This is a genomic window from Paragemmobacter kunshanensis, from assembly GCF_011059185.1.
GTDB classification, from domain to species: domain Bacteria; phylum Pseudomonadota; class Alphaproteobacteria; order Rhodobacterales; family Rhodobacteraceae; genus Paragemmobacter; species Paragemmobacter kunshanensis.
This window is the reverse complement of sequence record NZ_JAALFE010000037.1, coordinates 1-19,711: the sequence shown is the minus strand read 5'-3', so window position 1 is coordinate 19,711 and position 19,711 is coordinate 1. Positions and strand designations below refer to the sequence as shown.

Here is a 19,711-nt window from a genome sequence, read left to right as displayed (position 1 = left end):
CACGCCAGATGCAGGGCTCGAGATGCAGCAGTTCGATGCGAAGGCGGGCAATCCGGTCGGTCATGGCGGGCCTGGTCGGGACGGGTCACGGGCAGGATAGAGGCGGGCCGTCATGGCGACAATCACGGAACTCCGCGCCCGCCGCGAGGCGCTGGCCGCGCAGCGCGCCTCGGGCGTGGCACGGGTCAGCTATGACGGCAAGACCGTGGATTATCGCTCCGTGGCGGAGATCGACCGGGCCATCGAGGTGCTGGATCGCGAGATCGCCTCGGCCGAGGGACGGCGGATTGTGCGGCAGGTGCGCGTCATGACCGACAAGGGGCTCTGAGCATGGGTCTGTTCGACAGGTTCCGCCGCGGGGCCGTTGCTGGCGGGGCGACCGGTGGCCCTGCGTCCTCCGGGCTTACGCGGCTCCCCCGGAGCCACGGTCCCTCCGGACTGCGCGCCCGGCTCGAAGGGTCCATGGCGAGGCGACGGCTCAAGGGCTGGAATCCGCCGCTCGAGAACATCAACGCGCTGGTGGCCTCGGGTGGACCGCGCCTTCTGGCCCGTGCCCGCGAACTGGTGGTGACCAACGGCTACGCGGCGAATGCTTGCGAGGCCTTTGCGGCGAACCTGGTCGGTGACGGGATCAAGCCCTCGTCGCTGATCGAGGATGCGGACCTGCGCGAACGAGTCCAGAAGCTCTGGCTGGCCTGGACGGACGAGGCCGATGCGGACGGGCTGACCGACTTCTACGGGCTGCAGGCCATGGTCGCGCGCGAGATGTTCGTCGCGGGCGAGTGCTTTGTCCGACTGCGCCCGCGTCGGCCCGAGGATGGTCTCATGGTGCCCATGCAGTTGCAGCTTCTCCAGTCCGAGATGCTGCCCTTCGAGAAGACCGAGACAGCCGCCAACGGCAACCGCATCCGCTGCGGGATCGAATTCGACGCAATCGGGCGGCGCGTGGCTTATCACTTCCGCCGCCGCCATCCGGGCGACAGCACGGACCAGCGGGTGGCGGTGCCGGATACAGTCCGCGTCCCGGCCGGGGACGTTCTGCATATCTACCGGCCCATAGATGCCGGCCAGATCCGGGGCCTTCCGCATGTGGCACCCGCCATGGTGCGGCTGTTCCTGCTCGACCAGTACGATGACGCGGAGCTTGACCGGAAGAAGACTGCGGCGATGTTCGCGGGCTTCATCACCAAGACCGCGCCCGAGGAGCCCATGATGGGCGAAGGCGCCGCCGATCCTGACGGCGCCGCGATCGCCAGCCTCGAGCCCGGCACGATGCAGGTCCTGCTGCCGGGAGAGGACGTGAAGTTCTCGAGCCCGGCCGATGTGGGCGGGGGCTACGAGGCCTTCCAGTACCGCACGCTGCTGGCGGTCTCGGCCTCGCTAGGACTGCCCTATCACCTCGTGACCGGCGATGTCCGGCAGGCGAACTATTCGAGCCTTCGGGCCGAACTGGTGGAGTTCCGTCGCCGCATCGGGCAGCTGCAGCATGGCGTGATCGTGCACCAGTTCTGCCGTCCGATCTGGGCGCGCTGGATGGAGACGGCGGCGCTGGCAGGGGCGTTAGATCTGCCAGGCTTTGCCGCCGCACCTGGCCGGTTCCGCGCCGCGCAATGGATCCCGCCGCGCTGGGACTGGGTCGATCCCTTGAAGGATATCCAGGCGCAGGTTCTGGCGCTGGAGGCAGGGCTGACCTCGCGGCGCAAGGTGGTCGAGGCCACCGGCTATGACGTCGAGGAGGTCGACCGCGAGAACGCCGCCGACGCCCGGCGGTCGGCCGATCTGGGCCTCCGATACCGGACCAGCCCCGGCGAGGCGCAAGGCGCGCGGGCCACGCCCGCAAGGCTGCCCGACCTGGACACCGATGGGTCCGGCGCGGGCGCTGAACCCGAACAGGAGTGACAGGATGAAGAGCTGGTACACGATCCGCGCCCGGGGCCGAGGCGCGGAAGGATCTCGCGCGGAAGTGCTGATCTATGACGAGATCGGCGCCTATGGCGTCAGCGCCAGGGGGTTCCTCGCCGAACTCGGCGCACTGCCGGACGGGGTGCCGATCGACCTGCGGCTCAACAGCCCCGGCGGCTCGGTCTTCGATGCGGTGGCGATCTACAACGCCCTGCAGCGGCATGACGGCACCATCACCGTCTGGATCGACGGCATTGCCGCTTCGGCCGCGTCCTACGTCGCCATGGCGGGCGACGAGATCGTCATGCCTGAGAACGCCTTCCTGATGATCCACGATCCCTCGGGGCTGGTCATGGGCACCGCCGCGGACATGCGCGAGATGGCGGACACCATTGACAAGATCGCGGCCGGCATGGTCCGAGGCTATGCGGCCCGGTCCGGACGCGCCGAGGAAGAGATCGCGGCCCTGATGGCGGCCGAGACCTGGTTCGACGCGGAAGCGGCCCTGGAGGCGGGGCTGGCCACCCGCAGGATCGAGCCGGTGCGGATCGCCGCCAGCTTCGACATCGGCCGTTTCCGCAACGCGCCGCCTGTGCTGGTGGACGCGGTTGCGGCCGCTGTCGCCGATCCTACTCAGGAAGCGGAACCGGATCGTGTTGAAGCCGACGAGGGCGCCGAGGATGTCCTCGATCAAGCCGATCCTGCGACCGTGCTGGAGCCCGGCCCGGAACCGGCCCGGCCGTCGAAGCCTGACGCTGCACCGCCCCACATCGACCCTGCCGCCGTCCGGGCCGAAGCCATCGCCCATGCCCGGGCCGTGATCGACCTCTGTCGTCTCGCGGGCCAGCCGCAGATGGCGGGGCGCTTTCTGGTGGAGGACGCCGGCCTCGACGCGGTGCGCGCGAGCCTTCTCTCCTCCCGCGCCGAGGCCACGCCCGAGATCTCTCCGCATCACCCGCAACCCGGGCCCAGCCCCGGTGCCCGCCCCTGGGGCGACGTGATCGCCCGCACCTTCAAGCTGAAAGGATGATCCCATGACCACGCTGGTTGAAGGCAAACACCCCGGCGGCTTCCTCGTCTGGGAAGCCTTCCGCGACTACACCCGCGAGACCATCACCATCGCCTCAGGCATGCTCGAACCCGGAACGGTGCTGGGCAGGATCACCGCCTCGGGCAAATACGCCGCCCACGACTCGGCCGCGGTCGATGGCACCGAGACCGCCGTGGCCCTGCTCTGGGGCCGCGCCGATGCCAGTGCTGGCGAGGTCGTGGCCGTCGCGGTGGTGCGCGGTCCCGCCATCGTCAATCGCCACGACCTGGTCTTCGCAGGCACGCCGACCGAGGGCGAGATCGCCACGGCGCATGCAGCACTTCTGGCAGCCGGCATTCTCGTGCGCTGATCCCCCCATCGAAAGGACATTCCCATGGCGACCATGGACATCTTTGAAGGCGATGCCTTCTCGATCATCGAACTGACCCGCGCGCTGGAGAACATCCCCTTCAAGCCCGCGATCCTCTCGGGCTCGAACCTCTTCGGGCCGCGCGGCGTGCGCGCGCGCACCGTGGTGATCGAGAGCCGGGACGGCACACTGCAGCTGATCCCGTTCTCCGAGCGTGGCTCGGCCTATGAACAGCAGGTACCGGAACGCCGCGAGATGCGGGCCTTCGTCGTGCGCCAGTTCAAGAAGCAGGATGTGCTCTGGGCCTCGGAAATCCAGGGGATCCGCGACCACGGTTCGGAAACCGCCACCCAGCAGGTGCAGACCGAGGTCGCCCGCAAGCTGGGGCGGCTCAGGAATGACGCCGAGGCCACTTTCGAATTCCACCTCTTCAACGGCATCCAGGGCGTGGTGAAGGATCCCAAGGACGGGGCGGTGGTGGTGAACTACTTCACCGAATTCGGCATCACGCCCGCCACGGAGGTCGACTTCGACCTCGACAATGCGAGTCCGGCCTCTGGCGCGCTCCGGAAGCGCTGCCAGGCGCTGATCGAAAGCGTCGAGGACAGCCTTGGTGGACTGGCGGCCGGTCAGGTGCAGCTGCGCGCCGAATGTGGATCGGCTTTCTTCGCCGATCTGGTCGCCCACAAGGAGGTGCGCGAGACCTATCTCAACACCGCCGCTGCCGCGGACCTGCGGGGCAGGGTAGGGGAGGAGGTCAGCTTTGGCGGCATCACCTTCCGCCGCTATCGGGGCGGTCTCGGCTTTGGGGTGCCGACGGACAAGGCATACTTCTATCCCGAGGGTGTCGAGGGCCTCTTCGAGATCTACTTCGCCCCGGCCGACACCTTCGAGACGGTGAACACGCTGGGGCTGCCGCTCTACGCCCGGATGATCCCGGACCGCGACCGCGACGAATGGGTGCGCCTCGAGATCGAGAGCAATCCTCTGCCGATCTGCACCCGCCCGCAGGTTCTGCGCAGCGCGCGGCGGACGTGATGAGCGCCTTCGCCGCCGCCGTCGGCGCGCTCTTCGCCGATCCGAACATCGGCCGGGATGCGGTCTACATCGCCGACGGCGTCGCGCCCGTCCTGGTGCGCGTCGTCGCCCGGCGCGCGGACGCCGTCACCGACTTCGGCGACGCCCGGCTCTGGTCAGAGACCACCCGGATCGATCTGCGCGTGGCCGAGGTTCCAGCCCCGCGCTCCGGCGACCGCATCGAGATCGATGGCGACGCCTTCCTCATTCAGGGCGAGCCTGTCCGCGACCGCGAGCGGCTGGTCTGGACCGTCGATCTGAGGCCCGCATGACGGCCATGAAGCTGAAGCTCGACATCGATCCCGACATCGTCGCGATGATGGCGGCCGAGGTCGCGGCGGGCGAACGCGCGGTGACGGCTGCCATGCGCGAGGCCGGGACCGGGCTGAAGTCGGCGTGGCGGCTGCAGATCACCGGCGCGGGGCTCGGCACACGGCTCGCCAACTCGATCCGCAGCCAGAACTTCCCGAGGTCGGGCGAAAGCCTCGACGCCGCGGCGCTGGTCTGGTCGAAGGCGCCGGTCATCGTCGGTGCGCATGACACCGGCCCGCTGATCCGCTCGAAGAACGGGTTCTGGCTGGCGATCCCGCTGCCCGCCGCGGGCAAATCCCTGCGCGGCGGCCGGATCACCCCCGGCGAATGGGAACGACGCCGGGGATTGCGGCTACGGTTCGTCTATCGCCGGACGGGCCCGAGTCTGCTGGTGGCTGAGAGCCGGCTGAACACGAAGGGCCAAGCGGTAGTGTCGCGCTCGAAGACCGGACGCGGCAAGGTCACCGCGCCGATCTTCCTGCTGGTGCCGCAGGTGAAGCTGCCGAAGCGGCTGGACCTGGCGCGGGATGCGGACCGGGCATTGGACGGCGTGCCGGGGCTGATCGTGGCGAACTGGGTGGAGGGTAGGTTGTGATCGCATCGATGCGCAATCTTGCTCGGCAGCCACGAAACCGACGGCTCGGGTCACCCCGCGCAGCACGACAGCTTCGCGACATCCTTGTCGAAGGTCTGCGCGGCGAGCTTCAGGCCCTCGACCGTGGTGAGATAGGGGAAGATCGTCTCGCCGAGCGCCTTTGTCGTCATGCCGAACTTCAACGCCAGGACAAGCGTCTGGACACTGTCGGCGCCCTCCGGCGCCATGATCACGCCGCCCAGCAGGCGGTCGGTCGCCCGGTCCGCGACCAGCTTGATCAGGCCGCGCGTGTCGCGGGCGGCGAGCGCGCGGGGTACGTTGTCGAGGGTCAGCACGCTGGTCTTGACGTCATGACCCGCCGCGCGCGCCTGCGCCTCGGTCAGGCCGACGCCGGCGACCTGCGGATCGGTGAACACCACCCAGGGCATCGCGGCGTTGTCGTAGCGCTCGGCCCCGCCCAGCACGGCGTTGCGGGACGCGAGCTTGGCGCCATAGGCGGCCATGTAGACGAACTGGTCCCGGTCCGTCACATCGCCCGCCGCATAGATGCCGGGGCGTGTCGTGGCCATGTCGTCGCCAACCTTGATCGCGCCGCGTCGATCGGTCTCGATGCCCATTTCGGCCAGACCCAGCCCTTCGGTGTTGGGCGCGCGCCCGGTGGTCAGGACAAGGTGATCCGCGGTCAGATCGCGTACGTTGCCGTCAACCGTTACCGTCAGAACGGCGCGGTCGCCGTCGCGCCGCGCGGCGTCATAGGTCACGCCGTCGAGGATCGTGAGACCTTCGGCACGCAAGACCTCGGCGAGTGCCCTAGAGACCTCCGGCTCTGCCCGCGGCAGCAGGCGCGAGCGGCAGACGATGGTGACGCGTGTGCTCATCCGCGCCATCATTTGCGCGAGTTCCACGCCGATATAGCCGCCGCCGAGGAGAATCAGGCTCTCGGGCAGCCGCTCCAGCTCCAGGAGCGACGTGCTGTCGAGCGTCGGGACGTCCAGGATACCGGGGATGTCGGGCACGGCGGGCCGCCCGCCGGTGGCGACGATGACCTTGGGGGCTGTGATCTTGCGCCCGCCGATTTCGACGCCGCCTTCGACCAGACGTGCCGGACCCTCGTCGAGATAAGTCACGCCATCGTAGCCCGGCAGCAGGTCGGCATATTTCTTCTGGCGCAGCGTCGAGACGAGATCGTCCTTGGCCGCGACCAGCGCCGCCCAGTCGGCGACCTGCGCCTCGCCCCTGAGGCCCGGGAACCGATGCGCCGACTGCGCGCCGTGGACAGCCTCGGCGGCACGGATCATCGTCTTGGACGGCACGCAGCCCACGTTCACGCAGGTCCCGCCGATGGTGCCATGACCGATCAGGGCAATCCGCTTGCCTCCTTCGGCGGCGGTGATCGCGGCCGAGAACCCGGCCGAGCCGGCACCGATCACGGCAAGGTCGAAATCGTCTTTCGGGGCGCAGTCGTCTTTCATGGGGTCATCCGTCCGTTCGAGTGTTCAGTCGCCGCTGCCGCCGTCAGACAGCCTAGACCTGTAAAAGGCGCCCAACAGGCACCCGCTGCGAGCCATCCCTTTCGGGCCGGGCGATCCGCGGTCGGGCTGTCCGTTCGGTCGTCTGCAAGCTCCCCGTCGCGTACCTCTCGTCTGCTATTGATGAGAGGTGTAAGGTCTGTAGCAACTACAGGCTCAAGGGGAAACTGGCCGATGACCGATCACGAGAGCGAGAGCGGCCTTACACGCGGAGACCTAGCTCGGACGACCGACTGCAACATCGAGACGATTCGCTATTACGAGAAGACTGGCCTGCTGCCCGACCCGCCCAGGACGGGCGCAGGCTACCGCATCTACTCCTCTGTGCATGCCACGCGCCTGCGCTTCATCCTGCGCGCGCGCGAACTCGGGTTCTCGATGGAGGACATCCGCGGATTCATGGGGCTCGAAGACGGTGCCGCGCCAACTTGCGCAGAGGTCAAGGAGCGGACCGAGCGCCACCTTGCCGATGTCCGCGCGAGGATCGCGGATCTCAGGCGCATCGAAATCGTCCTCACCGAGACCGCATCCAAGTGTTCGGGCGCCGAGGTTCCGGACTGTCCGGTGCTCGACGCAATTTCCAGGTCCGCCAATCCATGACCCCTCGCGAAACCATCCTCGCCGCGCTGCATGCGCGGCTCTCGGCGCTGCCCGCCACCACCCTGCGCGGTGAGGTCCTGCCCGAGCGCGTGCCCGCTGCGGGCCTGCTGATCCTGCGCGACGGCGAGCCGGGGGAACCGGAGGTCACGCTGTCGCCGCTGGCCTATCACTACCGGCACCGTGCCGAGATAGAGGCGGTCGTGCAGGGAGCCCACCGCGACGCCGCCTTCGATACGCTCTGCGCCAGCGTGGGTACGACAATTGCAGCCGACCGCACGCTTGGCGGGCTCTGCGACTGGGTCGAGGCGGAAGCGCCGCGGCCCGTCGATTTGCCGCTCGAAGGCGCGGCCAGTCTGAAGGCCGCCGTGATCCCGGTGGTCCTGCACTATTCCACGGCCGATCCGCTCGGCTGATCCCGACAACCCGAGGAGAACACCATGGCACGAGCCCAGGGGGCGCGGGCGCAGATGGCGCTTGCGTTCGAGACGACCTATGGCACGCCGCCCACAAGCGGCTTCACGCGGATGCCGTTCGCCAGCGCGACGCTGGGGGCGGAGCAGCCGCTTCTGAACAGCGAACTCCTCGGCTACGGCCGCGATCCGCTCGCCCCGATCAAGGACGCGCTGACGGCCGATGGCAATGTCGTCGTGCCGATCGATGCGGAGGCTTTCGGTTTCTGGCTGAAGGCAGCCTTCGGCCAGCCGATCACCACCGGCACCGTCGCGCCTTACAGCCACGAGTTCCGTTCGGGCAGCTGGGTGCTGCCGTCGATGTCCATCGAGACCGGTATGCCCGAGGTGCCGCGTTTCGCGATGTATTCAGGTTGCATGCTCGACACGCTGTCGTGGCAGATGCAGCGGTCCGGTCTGCTGACCGCCACGGCGCGCTTGGTGGCGCAGGGTGAAACGGTCGGCACGACCACCAGCGCCGGCACGCCCGCCGCGCTGGAGCTGAAGCGGTTCGGCCATTTCAACGGGGCGATCGCGCGGAACGGCTCGGCCCTCGGCAACGTGGTCTCCGCCGACATCACCTATGCCAACAACCTCGACCGGATCGAGACCATCCGCTCGGACGGGCGCATCGACGGCGCGGACCCGTCCATCGCCGCGCTGACCGGCCGGATCGAGGTGCGCTTCGCCGACCAGACGCTGGTGGCGCAGGCCATCAATGGCGAGGCCTGCGAGATGGAGTTCGCCTACGTCCTGCCGTCCGGCGAGAGCTTCACCTTCACCGTGCACGCCGTCTACCTGCCGCGCCCGCGCATCGAGATCTCCGGGCCGCAGGGCGTCCAGGCGACCTTCGACTGGCAGGCCGCCCGCGACAGCGTCGTCGGCCGGATGTGCACGGCGACCCTCATCAACGACATCGAGGTGTACTGAGAATGCTGACGCTCGACCTGACCAACGCGCCGCGCTGGCATGACCTCGCGCCCGGCGTCCGGGTGCAATTGCGCCCGCTGTCCACCGCGCTGATGGTGGCGACCCGCAGCGATCCGGCCGTCGAGGCAGTTCCTGAGGAGGCCTCGGATGATGAACGCGCGGTTGCCTTCGCCAAGGCACTGGCGCGACGAGCGGTGCTCGCCTGGGACGGCATCGGCGACGCGGACGGCATTGGGATCGATCCCAGCCCCGAGGCCATCGACGCCTTGCTCGACGTCTGGCCGATCTTCGAGGCCTTCCAGCTGACCTACGTCTCCAAGGGCCTGCTGCTGGACCAGGAAAAAAACGTCTCCGCGCCCTCGCCGAATGGTCCTTTGGCGGGGGCGACCGATACTGCCAAGCTTGCGCGCAAGCCTGCGAAGACTGCCCGGCGCGGCTGAACCGGCCCCAGACGCATGAGGGCTGGCAGGTCTGGGACCTCGTCGGCCGCCTCGGCGGCCAACTTCGCGTGCTGCCCGGCGCGGTTATCGGCTGGGATCTGACCGCGGCGCTCGCGCTCGGCGACGCGCTCGGCGTGCCGCCGCTCGCCATGGCCGAACTGCTGCCCGTCATCGAGGCGGTGATGGTCGCCGAACTCAACGAACAGATGGATCACTCCCATGGCTGAGAAGCGAGTATCGGTCCGCCTCGCGGCCGTGGGTGGACGGCAGGTGCGGGCCGAGCTGGAAGGTGTCGGCGAGGCCGGATCCCGCGGCTTCGGACGGCTGAGCCGCGAGATGGAGGAGGCCAATGCCCGGCTCGCGGCCTTCTCGCGTCGGGTGCGGGTCGCGGCTGCCGCCGCCGTGGCAGCCGCTGCCGCCGCGGGCGTGGCGATGGCGCTGCAGCCCAAGGGGGTGAAGATCGGCCTGGCCGACCCCGAGGGCGCCGCGCTGTTCAGCTACTACACGACCGGGGTGCTGAAGTCCGAAGGCTCCTCCATCACCGAGGGGATCGGGCAGGGGCGCATCACCGCCAACCTCGAGGGGTTTACCCCCGACATGGCCTGGCGCATCCCCGACAGCGAGGCGCTGCCCATCGTTTTCGACCTTCTGGCCGAGGAGGGGCTGTGCCTGGGCGGGTCGTCGGGCATCAACGTCGCCGGCGCCATCCGCATGGCGCGCGAGATGGGGCCGGGCCATACCATCGTCACCGTGCTCTGCGACTATGGCAACCGCTATCAGTCCAAGCTGTTCAACCCCGACTTCCTGCGCGCCAAGGGCCTGCCGGTCCCGTCCTGGCTTGACAGCGAGCCGAGGGATCTGCCCTCGGTCTTCGAAGGCTGATGCGGGGCTTGCGCCTTCTCCTTTTCGTGCTTCTCGCCGCGCTTTCCGCGCCGGCGGGCCTGCCCGTCGCCCCGCTGGCCGGGGCCGCCATGGCGCAGGAGGCGCCGGCCGCGCCGGACTATCCGCAGTGGGAAAAGGACGCGGCCCTTGCCGAACAGGTGCTGGAGCAGGACCGCGCCTCGAACCAGGCGCTGGAGCAGTTGCGCCAGCGCATCGTCGACTGGCGCGCCCGCTTCGCCGCCGTCCAGTCGGCCAACCAGCAACGGATCGAAACCCTGCGCAGCCAGATCGCGGCGCTGGGCGCGGCGCCCGCCGAAGGCCAGTCCGAGGCCCCCGAGATCGCCGCGCGCCGGTCGGAGCTGAACGGCCAGCTTGCCAAGCTCGAAGCGCCGGGCATCGCCGCGGTCGAGGCGCACAGCCGCGCCGAGGGCATCATCCGCGAGATCGACACGCTGATCCGCGATCGTCAGGCGGATGCGCTCCTGAAGCTGTCGCCGTCGCCGGTGAACCCGATCAACTGGCCGGCCGGCGCGGCGGTCCTGACGCAGGGGCTGAAGACGCTCTGGAGCGAAACCGTCGGGGCCTGGAACAATCCCGCGCGGCGGACCGAGTTGCGCAACAACCTGCCGGTCATCATCCTTTATATCGCGATCGCGGGCATCCTTGTCCTGCGTGCGCCCGGCTTCATCGGCAACATGACCGCGCGGCTGCAACGCTCAAGTTCGATGCGCACGCGCGCGCTGGCCGCGACGATCCTGTCGCTGGGGCAGGTGGTGGTGCCGGTGCTGGGCGTCCTGCTGCTGGTCATGGCCACCAAGGCCACCGGGATGACCGGGCTCCGATCGGGCGAACTGATCGGGGCGCTGCCCGAGGCGGCGGCGGCCTTCTTCCTCGCGCGGTGGCTCGGTGCCTCGGTCTTCACCGGCGGCACCACCGCGCCCATCGTCGTGGAGCGTCCGGCCGAGGCGCGCTTCCACGCCAGCATGCTGGGCGTGGCGGCCGCGCTTGAGGTGATGCGGGTGGCCTTCGCCACCGACGTGCGCCCACCGCTGTCGCAGGCGGCGCAATCGGTCTGGGCCTTCCCGGTCGCCGTCCTTGTCGCCGTCTTCCTGTTCCGCCTCGGCCATCTGATCCGCCGCCGCGAGGGCACGCTCGACACCGACGAACGCGCCTTCGGCGCCCGCATCCAGAAGCTGTTCGGAACCGCGCTTGTCGCCGCCTCCGTGGTGTCGCCGCTCCTCGGGGTGGTGGGCTATGTGGCGGCGGCCAACGCGCTCATCTGGCCCGCGCTCGGCACGCTGGCGCTGGTTGGCCTCGTCATTGTCCTGCACCGCTTCCTGACCGACATCTACCTGGTCGTGTCACGCTCCGGCGAAGAGGGGCGAGAGGCGCTGGTCCCGGTCCTGCTCGGCTTTGTCCTGGCGCTGACGGCGCTGCCCGCGCTGGCGCTGATCTGGGGCGCGCGCACCGCCGACCTGTGGGAGGCCTGGAACCGCTTCCGCGGCGGCATCGTGCTGGGCGAGACGCGGATCTCGCCGACCTCGTTCCTGACCCTCGTCGCGGTCTTCGTGATGGGCTACCTCGCGACGCGGCTGGTGCAGGGGGCGCTGAAATACTCGGTCCTGCCGCGGACGAACCTGGACAAGGGCGTCCAGAACGCGCTGGCCGCCGGCGTGGGCTATGTCGGGATCTTCCTTGCCGCGCTGGTGTCGATCACCGCGGCCGGGCTTGATCTGTCCTCGCTCGCCATCGTCGCGGGCGCGCTGTCGGTCGGCATCGGTTTCGGCCTTCAGAACATCGTCCAGAACTTCGTCTCGGGCATCATCCTCCTGATCGAGCGGCCGATCTCCGAGGGTGACATGATCGAGGTCAACGGCCAGTTCGGCATCGTCAAGGGCATCTCGGTCCGGTCCACCTGGATCGAGACCTTCGACCGCACCGACGTGATCGTGCCGAACGGCGACCTTGTCGCCGGCGTCGTCACCAACCTGACGCGCGGCAACCTGACCGGGCGGCTCATCCTCAAGGCCGGGGTGGCCTACGGCAGCGACACCCGCCGGGTCGAGGCGATCCTGAAGGAGATCGCCAATGCGCAGCCGCTGGTCCTCGTGGACCCCGCGCCGGCGGTGATCTTCACCGATCTCGGCGCCGATTCGCTGAACTTCGAGGTGCGCGCGATCCTGTCGGACGTGAACTTCAAGAACGTGGTCCTGTCGGAGATGAACCACGAGATCGTCCGCCGCTTCGCCGAGGAGGGGATCGAGATCCCCTTCGTCCAGCGCGACATCTGGATCCGCAACCCCGAGGCGCTGCGCGGCGAGGCGCGGGCCGCCGCCGCCCCCGCACCCGCGACGCCCGCCGAACCCGCCGCACGCAGGACGCCCGATCCGCGCCTGATCCACAACGACCCGAGCGAGGACGACCCGGACAGATGACCGATCCGATGTTTCGAACCGATGCCTACCTGCGCGAGGCGCCCGCACGCGTCGTCGGCCGCACGCCCGAGGGCGGGATCGTCCTCGATGCCACGATCTTCTACCCGACCTCGGGCGGGCAGCCGGGCGACAGCGGCACGCTGGGCTTCGGGGCGGCGCAGATCGCCATCGCCACCACCGTCAAGGGCGAGGACGGCGCCATCGTGCTGGTGCCGGAGACGCCGGGCCCCCTGCCGGAGCCGGGCACCGAGGTGACCCAGACGCTCGACTGGGACCGCCGCCACCGCCACATGCGTGTGCACACCGCGTTGCACCTGCTGTCGGTGGTGATCCCGCTGCCGGTGACCGGCGGGCAGATCGGCGCCGACAAGGGGCGGCTCGATTTCCTGATGCCGGAGCCGCCCGCCGACCCCGCCGCGATCGAGGCGGCGCTGAACGCGCTTGTCGCCCGCGACTTGCCGGTGACGGACGACTGGATCACCGATGCTGAGCTTGCGGCGAACCCGGGGCTGGTCAAGACGATGTCGGTCCAGCCGCCGATGGGGCAGGGCCGGGTCCGGCTCGTGCGGATCGGGGCAGGGGCGGATCAGGTGGACCTGCAGCCCTGCGGCGGCACCCATGTCGCGCGCACCGGCGAGATCGGACGGGTGACGCTGGGCAAGATCGAGAACAAGGGCCGCCAGAACCGCCGCGTCAACATCCTGCTTGCCCCCTGAAAAGTCGCGGATTTCCGACCGCCCCCCTTGCGCGGCACCACTTTACCCCTGTAAAGAACGCGCCACGGACAGATGGCCGAGTGGTCGAAGGCGCACGCTTGGAAAGTGTGTAGGCGGGGAACCGTCTCGAGGGTTCGAATCCCTCTCTGTCCGCCACACTCAGATACTGAATCCGACCAAGGGCCCCGATTGGGGCCTTTTTTCTTCTTGTTTCAAAGGGCGTTGGCAGGGCCATCCGCCCTTCGGAGACTGGGCGCTTGACGCGGAATGGGTCTCCAAATGGCCTGCGTCTCTCTTCGAGCGCCCCTCGACGGTCACGGGACGGCGTAAAACATCCTCGCATTTCCAATGGGTTGCCGCGTTCATGGGGTCGTCCCGTTCGCGAGTTAATTCGGTGGCGGAGACTGACACGAAGGCGCAGGGCGGTCAGAAGGACGGCTCTGTGGCGGCCGATCCCGAGTCCGGCGGCATCGTTCGAAGCGAGCCAGGACCCTGCCAGAAGTCTCTGATGACAAACAGACTTCGCGCCCATAGCCTGGCGCAATGTCGAACGGCGCGTGGACAGATGAAGAGAACGAACTGATCGTCGCGGATTACTTCGCGATGCTTGCCGACGACATCTCCGCGCGCCGCTACAGCAAGGCCGAACACCGTCGCGCGTTGCTGCCGCTGCTGAACGACCGGTCCGAGGGGTCTGTCGAGTTCAAGCACCAGAACATCAGTGCGGTGCTGAAGGGCCTCGGCGAGGACTGGATTCCCGGTTACAAGCCCGCGTTCAACTTCCAGATGACCTTGGCGGATGCCGTGGCGCGGTGGCTGGCGCTGAACCCGGCCTGGCTCGGGCGCCAACCGAGGCTGCAAACCGCCGCTGGCCTACGCGAGGCAGCGCAGATCTGGATCGGACCGCCGCCGACGCTGTCGAACCAGCCGCCGCCGCAGGAACTGGACCAGATGCGGCACATCGCCCGCAAGTTCGACGTGGCGGGCCGGGACGAGCGCAACCGGGCCCTCGGTCGCGCGGGAGAGGAACGTGTGCTGGCGCATGAACGGGCGTCTCTGCGCTCGGCAGGACGGGACGATCTGGCGCGCAAGGTACGCTGGGTGTCGGAGGAGGATGGCGATGGCGCGGGCTACGACATCGCGAGTTTCGCCCCGGACGGGCTACCCCGACTGATCGAGGTCAAGACGACGAACGGATGGGAGCGCACGCCCTTCCACATCACCCGCAACGAACTGGCCGTGGCCGAGGAGCGCAGGTCGGAATGGCGTCTGTTCCGGCTCTGGAACTTCTCACGCGAGCCGAAGGCGTTCGAGTTGCATCCGCCGCTGGACGCGCATGTCTCCCTGACCGCGACGACGTTTGAGGCGAGCTTTCACTGAGCCTCAGTCGAACACCCGCTCCGGCTGTTCGTGCCATGGCAGGGCCGCGACATCGGTCAGTTTCAACAGGGTCGCGGCGGGCACCTCACGCTTGTAGACGAGGCGCTTGAGGACTCCCGGCGCGAGGTAGGCGAGCCGCAGCTGTCGGCTGACATGGCGTTCGGCCAGCCCCACGGCTTTCGCCAGATCGGTGACCGTATTGAACTCGCCAGCCTCCATGCGCCGCCGCCAGCCCCACGCCCGGCCGATGGCGCGCAGGATATGCGGATCCTGCGACCGGTCTTCACTGGGCAGATAGGTTGCGGGCGGCATGATCTTCGGCCGCCCGTTCTGCTTGCGGACCTTGAGCGGTACGAAGATCTGGATGGACTCGTCGGGTTTCATCATTCCGCCGCCACCTTCTTTCGTGGCGCCATCATGTCGCGCATGACGCCCGAGACGCCGTCGGTCCGGACATCGATGACCAGCCCCTCGGACGTCACGGTGACCCGGCGCACCAGCAACTGCACGATCCGGGTCTGCTCCGCAGGAAACAACTTGCCCCAGACGTCCTCGAACGTCTGCAGCGCGGAGATCACGTCGGCCTCGGCGAAGGCGTGGCCCTCGCGCGCCAAGTGGGCAATGACCTGCGCCGTGATCGAGGGGGCGCGCATCACCCGCCGCAACTCGGTCACCACGGCCGCTTCCACGAGGTCGGCAGGAAGGCGGCGCAGGATGCCCTCATCGCTGGGTTCGCGATTCTTGATGACGTCCATCGAGACGTAGTACCGGTATCGCCGCGCGCCCTTCTTCGTGCTGCTCGGGGTCATGGCCGCGCCCGTGGCCGTAAAGATAAGGCCCTTCAGCAACGCAGGCGCCTGCGCCCGGGTGTTGTTGGCGCGCTTGCGGGGGCTCTCCCGCAAGATGGCATGGACCTGATCCCACAGCTTCTGGTCGATGATGGCCTGATGCTCGCCGGGATAGGCCTTGCCCTTGTGGACGGCGTCGCCGCGATAGACGCGGTTCATCAGCACTCTGTAGAGATATCCCTTGTCGACCAACGTGCCCTGCTTGTTGCGGAGCCCTTTGCGGCGCAGTTCGCGGGCCAGCACGGTCGCTGATCCGACCTCGACGAACCTCTCGAAGATGCCCCGCACGGTGGCAGCCTCGTCTTCATTCACCACGAGCTTGCGGTCCTTCACATCGTACCCGAGCGGGACGTAGCCGCCCATCCACATGCCCTTCATGCGAGAGGCGCGGACTTTGTCGCGGATGCGCTCGGCTGTGACCTCGCGCTCGAACTGAGCGAAGCTGAGCAGGATGTTCAGCGTCAGCCGCCCCATGGACGTGGTGGTGTTGAAGGACTGCGTGACCGAGACGAAGGTCACGCCGTTGCGGTCGAAGACCTCGACCAGCTTCGAGAAGTCCATCAGCGACCGTGACAGGCGGTCGATTTTGTAGACGACCACCACATCTATCAGGCCGTCCTCGATGTCGGCCAGAAGCTGCTTGAGACCGGGCCGTTCCAGCGTTCCGCCCGAGATGCCGCCGTCGTCATACTGATCGCGGACCAGCACCCAGCCCTCGGAGCGTTGGCTGGCGATGTAGGCCTCGCAGGCCTCTCTCTGAGCGTGCAGGCTGTTGAATTCCTGCTCCAGCCCTTCTTCGGAGGACTTGCGCGTGTAGATCGCGCAGCGTTGGCGGCGGACGGGATTTGCGCGTTGATCCATCAATCATTCCCCCGCTTTCGTTCGCGCAACCCGAAGAAGCGGTAGCCATTCCAACGCGTTCCGGTGATCGCCCGCGCAATCGCAGACAAGGATTTGTAGGGTCGCCCCTGCCACTCGAACCCGTCCCGCAAGACCGTGATCGTGTGCTCGACCCCGTTCCATTCGCGGATCAGCCTCGTGCCGACCACGGGATTTCGAGGATCGGCGATCTGGCTCTTGCGCGTCAGGGTGCCGCCGACCTCGTCGGCCAGCAGGTCCAGCATGCGCCGGGTTTCGCGATCAGGACCGCCATACGTCAGCTCCTGGATGCGGTAGGCCAACCGGCTCTCGAGGAACGTCCGGCTGTTGTTCGGCGCCGTCGTGGCAAAAATCGTCTGCCACTCCGACTTCAACTGGGGGACGGACATGGACTTCAGCGCGGCCAGGCGCGCGGGGATGGGATCAGGCTTCGTCATGCGTTTCTCCGGTGAGTTGGAGTTGCATGACGGCATTGGTCGTCGGGATAGTGTAGGCAACGTTCTCCAGTATTGTCCGATACTTCACGCCTATCCTGCCCGAGCAGCCGAACCAGCCCGAGCGCCAGCAGGCCACACAGTTCGGCGCGGCGTTCGGCGGCGGTCATCTGGTCGGGAGGTAGCGGATTGGGGCGGTTCATGTCTCGGTGGCCGTGTTTGATGGTGTGCTACCGATCAAAAGCCACCCAGCCGTCCGAGGTGGGACATCTCAGCGGAACGGGATGCGGAAATGCGAACAGGGAGAGAACATCAGGGCTTGCCGATCACGGATTTGTCCATGATTATCGTAGGTTGAATCAATCGAGAGCAGTAGTTCATTGAGGTGAGTTCATGGCGCGCAAAGCATCCCCGATCGGTCCGCATGTTCTGGCGCTGATCGAGGATGCGCGCGTCGACCTCGCCCGAGCTGCCCTTGCCGTGCGCGAGGGAGACAATGAGCCGGAATTCAAGCTGCCCGAGGACGTTCCCGACCTCGCCGACGAAGAAGCGGTCGAGGCGTTTCGGCAAGCACTTGTCGAGACGCTGTCGGATTTCGACCGCGATGACCTGCGACCTGCGGAGCAGCGATCACGAAGGATCCGGGCCCTCGCCGAGAAAAAGGGCGTCACCTCACTCATCACCATTGTCGAGCAACAACTCGATGAGACACGGTCGCAGGAGTTTCACCGGCAGCCAGATGAGCTCTGCAGAAGCATCTGGGCATATCTCCATGAACGCGAAACATTCGAGGATGCGGAGAGCTTTCACTTCGCCCGACAGTTCCGCGACCACGGCAAGCTCTACGACGCCTTCGAGGTCGAACTGGAGAACCAGGTAGCCCTCGACGCGGCGGCCATCGACGAAAAGGCGCTGGCGGCCAAGATCAAGGGCATGCTCGAGCTGAAGCCCGAGATATCCTGCACAGTTAAGGCGCTCGATCTGCCTGCCACCGATACGCACCCTGCGTCCATCATGCTGATCGTCCGGCACGGTGGTCCGCTTTCGAGTGTCTACGATCACCGGCAAGACGGAAGGCGGGGAACCATCTACTACCGACCGCCGAACGAGGCGACGCTGATCTACACGCCCTCGATGCGGCAGATCGAGGTCTGCGCGGACAGCCCCGTGGTGCGCCAGACGGTCAGCGACTCCTTCGCCGAAGTTGCGCTAGGTCACGACATCTCCCAGAAACCTCTGACCTGGAAGCGCTATAATCTTTCGCGCTTCCGCTCTTCGCTTCTCCTGCAGCCCCCTGAGATCGAAGGGTACGCGTTCGAGTTCGCGCGCGTCATCGAAGCCGAGATCCGGCTGGGAACCTGGCGCCGCAAGCTTCAGCTCAAGGTGACGGTCGACGATGACATCCAAGAGGTTGCCGACCGATATCTCGGGGCGCGGAACATCTTTCGGCGCGCCGAAGCGTTCAGCCGGATCACCATCGCGGTGGCCTACAACCTGATCGGCGATGACAAGCAGCGGACGCTCAATATCACGATTGCGGGCACGAAGAGCTGCAACCTGCAGAGCAAGCCCGATCCGGAGGAACGCAGCCTCGGCTTCGCGCTGCTCAAGGAATGGGGAATCCTGAGCGCGTTCAGGCAAATCGCGCATGATGACCTTCGCGCGATATTTCCCCAGCTTGTTCAACTCCACGATCGCATCGAGGACGAGGTCAGCGGAAGTTATCTACTGGAACTCGGGCTTGACCCGAAGCGTCTCATCGAAGGCGGCCTGCTCGAGCGCCGCGACCGTCAGGACGTGGTTCTTATTGAGGACGACGACGTCGACGGGGAAGGCGCCGTCAAGCCGTCGGCGACCGAAGGCATGATCCACGCTGTCGGTCCTTTCGGCGAAGATGTCGGCAAGCGCCCCGCGTCGGATGTCGAGATGTTCGCGGTCAACGCTCAGTGGCTTCACGAGACGCTCATGCGCCTGATGAAGCCGCTGCTGAGCAAGCGGGCGGCGCAGATCCTGGACCCGGACCTGACCCTCGTCGGCGCGATCCAGATCGATGAGGCAGATGTGCCCGTTTATTTCGCCCGACGGCTCAATGATCCCAAAGCGGCGCAGAGACTGGATCTGATGTTGCGCGCGCGGGGCACCGCTGGCGTGGGCATCGTCTTCGCCGCGAGCGAGGAGATGCCGTCACATCTTGGGCCTAACGTCGTCATGCCGCTGCTGTCCCATCTCGCATCGGCGGACGAGGAAATGCTGTTCGCGCGCGACGGAATAGAACTCGCGTACCGAGACGGTCTTTCACTCGCACGCGGGGGTGTGTCCCCGCGGGTGGTTCGGACAGGCAAGCAGTCCGGCACGCTGTTCATTCCTGGCAGGGAGCCGCTTCACCTCGCTGGGAACGATCAACTTACGATCTTCGAGCGCCTGGTGGTCGCAGCCGCGAAAGGCAGTCCCGACGTTCAGGTAAAGGCGCTGATGGAAGGCTTCGAGTCCAGAAGCCCCCAGCAGGCGTTCCGGAAGGAGACCTGGGACAGCATCCGGGACGTCTATATCGGCAAGGGTGCGAAGAAGGGATATTGGCGACTGCTACTCACTGCGCAGCCGACCGAAACCGTGGCCGAGCCAGCCGAGGAAGCGACCGTCTAACAGCGGTCTAACATGCGGCGGGAGACGGTCTAACAAACCGCTGAATACTGGAAGGGCTCCACATAGAGGAGCACTTCCATGCCGACTCCCTTCCCCCCGCGCCAGGCAGCCCCGACGAGCTGGTCCGGCGCCGCGAAGACCAAGCCCACCACCCACAACTTGGAATGGCGCTGCACGCGCTGTGACAAGCTGCTCGGCGTCTGCCGGGACGGCCGCATGCACCTGCGCTTCGCGCGGGGGCACGAGTATCTCGTGGGCTT

21 protein-coding genes, 1 tRNA gene and 1 pseudogene are annotated in these 19,711 nt (G+C 67.3%); 19 read left to right on the top strand and 4 right to left on the bottom strand.

Features of this window, described 5'->3' with window-relative positions; translation table 11 throughout:
- The first annotated feature begins 112 nt into the window (after positions 1–112).
- From G5V65_RS20265 to G5V65_RS20235, 7 genes are all read left to right on the top strand, one after another.
- On the top strand, positions 113–328 hold the full coding sequence (locus G5V65_RS20265) for a phage head-tail joining protein (protein ID WP_165054046.1): 216 nt from the start codon (positions 113–115) through the stop codon (positions 326–328).
- A 134-nt stretch (positions 329–462) separates the two neighbouring features.
- On the top strand, positions 463–1,899 hold the full coding sequence (locus G5V65_RS20260; protein ID WP_241250677.1) for a phage portal protein: 1,437 nt from the start codon (positions 463–465) through the stop codon (positions 1,897–1,899).
- 4 nt (positions 1,900–1,903) lie between these two features.
- Positions 1,904–2,932, top strand: a complete 1,029-nt coding sequence (locus G5V65_RS20255) for a head maturation protease, ClpP-related (protein WP_165054041.1) — start codon at positions 1,904–1,906, stop codon at positions 2,930–2,932.
- Positions 2,933–2,936: 4 nt separating this feature from the next.
- Positions 2,937–3,302: a head decoration protein gene (locus tag G5V65_RS20250; RefSeq protein WP_165054039.1), complete on the top strand. Its 366-nt coding sequence runs from the start codon at positions 2,937–2,939 to the stop codon at positions 3,300–3,302.
- A 24-nt stretch (positions 3,303–3,326) separates the two neighbouring features.
- Positions 3,327–4,340, top strand: coding sequence for a major capsid protein (locus G5V65_RS20245; RefSeq protein WP_165054036.1), 1,014 nt, complete (start codon positions 3,327–3,329; stop codon positions 4,338–4,340).
- On the top strand, positions 4,340–4,651 hold the full coding sequence (locus G5V65_RS20240; protein WP_160786238.1) for a head-tail joining protein: 312 nt from the start codon (positions 4,340–4,342) through the stop codon (positions 4,649–4,651). The genes G5V65_RS20245 and G5V65_RS20240 overlap by 1 nt, the downstream gene beginning before the upstream one ends.
- A 5-nt stretch (positions 4,652–4,656) precedes the next feature.
- Complete coding sequence (locus G5V65_RS20235) at positions 4,657–5,286, top strand: DUF6441 family protein (RefSeq protein ID WP_165054034.1); 630 nt, start codon at positions 4,657–4,659, stop codon at positions 5,284–5,286.
- 50 nt (positions 5,287–5,336) lie between these two features.
- Here the strand turns inward: G5V65_RS20235 and merA are convergent, their stop codons facing one another.
- Positions 5,337–6,758, bottom strand: a complete 1,422-nt coding sequence (gene merA, locus G5V65_RS20230; RefSeq protein ID WP_165054030.1) for a mercury(II) reductase — start codon at positions 6,756–6,758, stop codon at positions 5,337–5,339.
- Between the two features lie 231 nt (positions 6,759–6,989).
- Between merA and G5V65_RS20225 the strand changes: the two genes are divergently transcribed.
- From G5V65_RS20225 to G5V65_RS20180, 10 genes are all read left to right on the top strand, one after another.
- Positions 6,990–7,415, top strand: coding sequence for a MerR family transcriptional regulator (locus G5V65_RS20225; protein WP_165054027.1), 426 nt, complete (start codon positions 6,990–6,992; stop codon positions 7,413–7,415).
- Positions 7,412–7,828, top strand: a complete 417-nt coding sequence (locus tag G5V65_RS20220) for an acyl-CoA transferase (RefSeq protein ID WP_165054024.1) — start codon at positions 7,412–7,414, stop codon at positions 7,826–7,828. Before G5V65_RS20225 ends, G5V65_RS20220 begins: the two co-directional genes overlap by 4 nt.
- A gap of 24 nt (positions 7,829–7,852) precedes the next feature.
- Positions 7,853–8,794 (top strand): phage tail tube protein, encoded by a 942-nt coding sequence (locus G5V65_RS20215; RefSeq protein ID WP_165054022.1) that lies wholly within the window; start codon positions 7,853–7,855, stop codon positions 8,792–8,794.
- Positions 8,795–8,796: 2 nt separating this feature from the next.
- A complete protein-coding gene (locus tag G5V65_RS20210) occupies positions 8,797–9,234 on the top strand; it encodes a hypothetical protein (RefSeq protein WP_165054019.1) in 438 nt (145 codons plus the stop codon).
- Between the two features lie 68 nt (positions 9,235–9,302).
- Positions 9,303–9,461, top strand: a complete 159-nt coding sequence (locus G5V65_RS20205) for a DUF7697 family protein (protein ID WP_165054003.1) — start codon at positions 9,303–9,305, stop codon at positions 9,459–9,461.
- A 109-nt stretch (positions 9,462–9,570) separates the two neighbouring features.
- Positions 9,571–10,116 carry a pyridoxal-phosphate dependent enzyme gene (locus G5V65_RS20200; RefSeq protein WP_394352262.1) on the top strand — a complete coding sequence of 182 codons (546 nt, stop codon included), beginning with the start codon at positions 9,571–9,573 and terminating at the stop codon, positions 10,114–10,116.
- 8 nt (positions 10,117–10,124) lie between these two features.
- A complete protein-coding gene (locus G5V65_RS20195) occupies positions 10,125–12,551 on the top strand; it encodes a DUF3772 domain-containing protein (protein ID WP_165054017.1) in 2,427 nt (808 codons plus the stop codon).
- Positions 12,548–13,267, top strand: coding sequence for an alanyl-tRNA editing protein (locus G5V65_RS20190; RefSeq protein WP_165054015.1), 720 nt, complete (start codon positions 12,548–12,550; stop codon positions 13,265–13,267). The genes G5V65_RS20195 and G5V65_RS20190 overlap by 4 nt, the downstream gene beginning before the upstream one ends.
- 66 nt (positions 13,268–13,333) lie before the next feature.
- Positions 13,334–13,423, top strand: a tRNA-Ser gene (locus G5V65_RS20185).
- Between the two features lie 387 nt (positions 13,424–13,810).
- Positions 13,811–14,647, top strand: a complete 837-nt coding sequence (locus G5V65_RS20180) for a DUF3883 domain-containing protein (RefSeq protein ID WP_165054013.1) — start codon at positions 13,811–13,813, stop codon at positions 14,645–14,647.
- 3 nt (positions 14,648–14,650) lie between these two features.
- Here the strand turns inward: G5V65_RS20180 and G5V65_RS20175 are convergent, their stop codons facing one another.
- The 3 genes from G5V65_RS20175 to G5V65_RS20165 are packed head-to-tail and all read right to left on the bottom strand — an operon-like array spanning position 14,651 to position 16,811.
- Complete coding sequence (locus G5V65_RS20175) at positions 14,651–15,034, bottom strand: hypothetical protein (RefSeq protein ID WP_165054011.1); 384 nt, start codon at positions 15,032–15,034, stop codon at positions 14,651–14,653.
- Positions 15,031–16,356 carry a recombinase family protein gene (locus tag G5V65_RS20170; protein WP_165054009.1) on the bottom strand — a complete coding sequence of 442 codons (1,326 nt, stop codon included), beginning with the start codon at positions 16,354–16,356 and terminating at the stop codon, positions 15,031–15,033. Before G5V65_RS20170 ends, G5V65_RS20175 begins: the two co-directional genes overlap by 4 nt.
- Positions 16,356–16,811: a DUF2924 domain-containing protein gene (locus tag G5V65_RS20165; RefSeq protein ID WP_165054007.1), complete on the bottom strand. Its 456-nt coding sequence runs from the start codon at positions 16,809–16,811 to the stop codon at positions 16,356–16,358. Before G5V65_RS20165 ends, G5V65_RS20170 begins: the two co-directional genes overlap by 1 nt.
- A gap of 390 nt (positions 16,812–17,201) precedes the next feature.
- Between G5V65_RS20165 and G5V65_RS20160 the strand changes: the two genes are divergently transcribed.
- Positions 17,202–19,451, top strand: coding sequence for a hypothetical protein (locus G5V65_RS20160; protein ID WP_165054005.1), 2,250 nt, complete (start codon positions 17,202–17,204; stop codon positions 19,449–19,451).
- 78 nt (positions 19,452–19,529) lie between these two features.
- Positions 19,530–19,711 (top strand): annotated as a pseudogene (locus G5V65_RS22165) (hypothetical protein); the annotation flags it as partial.

Bases quoted from the DNA above. Each gene is read 5' to 3' on its own strand.
- G5V65_RS20260 (WP_241250677.1), top strand. From the start codon at position 463: ATGGCGAGGCGACGGCTCAAGGGCTGGAATCCGCCGCTCGAGAACATC.
- G5V65_RS20170 (WP_165054009.1), bottom strand. From the start codon at position 16,356: ATGGATCAACGCGCAAATCCCGTCCGCCGCCAACGCTGCGCGATCTAC.
- G5V65_RS20245 (WP_165054036.1), top strand. From the start codon at position 3,327: ATGGCGACCATGGACATCTTTGAAGGCGATGCCTTCTCGATCATCGAA.
- G5V65_RS20175 (WP_165054011.1), bottom strand. From the start codon at position 15,034: ATGATGAAACCCGACGAGTCCATCCAGATCTTCGTACCGCTCAAGGTC.
- G5V65_RS20190 (WP_165054015.1), top strand. From the start codon at position 12,548: ATGACCGATCCGATGTTTCGAACCGATGCCTACCTGCGCGAGGCGCCC.
- G5V65_RS20265 (WP_165054046.1), top strand. From the start codon at position 113: ATGGCGACAATCACGGAACTCCGCGCCCGCCGCGAGGCGCTGGCCGCG.
- G5V65_RS20215 (WP_165054022.1), top strand. From the start codon at position 7,853: ATGGCACGAGCCCAGGGGGCGCGGGCGCAGATGGCGCTTGCGTTCGAG.
- G5V65_RS20255 (WP_165054041.1), top strand. From the start codon at position 1,904: ATGAAGAGCTGGTACACGATCCGCGCCCGGGGCCGAGGCGCGGAAGGA.
- merA (WP_165054030.1), bottom strand. From the start codon at position 6,758: ATGAAAGACGACTGCGCCCCGAAAGACGATTTCGACCTTGCCGTGATC.
- G5V65_RS20160 (WP_165054005.1), top strand. From the start codon at position 17,202: ATGGCGCGCAAAGCATCCCCGATCGGTCCGCATGTTCTGGCGCTGATC.
- G5V65_RS20250 (WP_165054039.1), top strand. From the start codon at position 2,937: ATGACCACGCTGGTTGAAGGCAAACACCCCGGCGGCTTCCTCGTCTGG.
- G5V65_RS20235 (WP_165054034.1), top strand. From the start codon at position 4,657: ATGAAGCTGAAGCTCGACATCGATCCCGACATCGTCGCGATGATGGCG.
- G5V65_RS20165 (WP_165054007.1), bottom strand. From the start codon at position 16,811: ATGACGAAGCCTGATCCCATCCCCGCGCGCCTGGCCGCGCTGAAGTCC.
- G5V65_RS20180 (WP_165054013.1), top strand. From the start codon at position 13,811: ATGTCGAACGGCGCGTGGACAGATGAAGAGAACGAACTGATCGTCGCG.
- G5V65_RS20210 (WP_165054019.1), top strand. From the start codon at position 8,797: ATGCTGACGCTCGACCTGACCAACGCGCCGCGCTGGCATGACCTCGCG.
- G5V65_RS20225 (WP_165054027.1), top strand. From the start codon at position 6,990: ATGACCGATCACGAGAGCGAGAGCGGCCTTACACGCGGAGACCTAGCT.
- G5V65_RS20220 (WP_165054024.1), top strand. From the start codon at position 7,412: ATGACCCCTCGCGAAACCATCCTCGCCGCGCTGCATGCGCGGCTCTCG.
- G5V65_RS20200 (WP_394352262.1), top strand. From the start codon at position 9,571: ATGGAGGAGGCCAATGCCCGGCTCGCGGCCTTCTCGCGTCGGGTGCGG.
- G5V65_RS20240 (WP_160786238.1), top strand. From the start codon at position 4,340: ATGAGCGCCTTCGCCGCCGCCGTCGGCGCGCTCTTCGCCGATCCGAAC.